Source organism: Protofrankia sp. CiP3 (assembly GCF_917627345.1).
Lineage (GTDB): Bacteria > Actinomycetota > Actinomycetes > Frankiales > Frankiaceae > Protofrankia.
Window position 1 is genome coordinate 1 of the sequence record NZ_CAKJTM010000034.1, and the last position, 1018, is coordinate 1018.

Consider the following 1018-nt stretch of genomic DNA (forward strand, 5'->3'; position numbering starts at 1 on the left):
CCGGCAGCCAGCCCGGCGCCGCTCTCCGGCGGGGCACGCGCGCGCGCGGACGCGCTGGCGGAACAGATCACGGCGCTGGCCACCGGGCTCACCCGCGCGCTGGACGGGTTCGTCCATGAGATGGCGGCCCTCGGCGATATGGCGGCAACGGAGGCACGAGTCGAGACCGTTGAGGCCGAAGCGGCCGAACGGGTCGCCGAAGCGGTCGCCCGGTCGGTCCGGGCCGAACAGGTCGCCCGCGAGGCGCAGGCCGCGCGGATCGAGGCCGAGGCCGTCGCGGCTGAGGCGGTCGCCGCGGTAGACCAGCTCGACGAGCGGCGGGCCGGCCTGGAGGCCGAACGGGACGCGTGTGCCGCGGCCCGCGACGAGGCACAGGCCGCCCTTGACGCGGTGCGCGCCGAAGCCGCGGCCGCCCTTGAGCAAGCCCGGCGGGATGCCGACACCCGGATCGAACAGGCCTGTACCCAGGCGGCTGAGGAGATCAGCCAGGCTCGTCAGGCCGCGGATGCCGCTGTCGCGACGGCACGCGGCGAAGCCACGGCCGCCCTTGCGCGGGCCCGGGAGGAAGCTGCCCAGGCCCTTGCCGCCGCAGCCGCGGCCCGTGATGCGGCGCTGGCCCGGGCGGAGGCTTTCGAGCGGACCGCGACCGAGGCTCGGGCGGAAATCGAGCGGTTGCGCGCCGACCTGCTTCGCCAGCAAGAGATCACCGATGCCGCGATCGCCCGCATCCACGCTGATGCCGACAGGCGGCTGGACAACGCACAACGGGTGGCGGACGAACGCCAGGGGGTGCTCGTCGAGGCCAGGGCGGACGCCCGGGCCCGCGCCGAGCGCGCGGAACGGCAAGTCGACGAACTCGCCGCCGAGCTGCGCGCGGTACGGGCAGAGCTGACCGCGGCCCGTGACAGCCTCCGCGGGGCTGGGCAGCCCGCATCCCAGATACATCACCCCGATAGTAACGGTCAGTCACATTAAGAACACCCGGCGGCCGGGGTGTGCCGCCAGCGGCCCCGGGCGG

At 75.1% G+C, this 1018-nt stretch carries 1 protein-coding gene; it reads left to right on the plus strand.

The features are described 5' to 3' along the window. Nucleotides 1–975, plus strand: a 975-nt coding sequence (locus MJ797_RS13655) for a hypothetical protein (RefSeq protein ID WP_239334748.1), incomplete at its 5' end; no start/stop codon positions are given. Between the last annotated feature and the right edge of the window lie 43 nt (nucleotides 976–1018).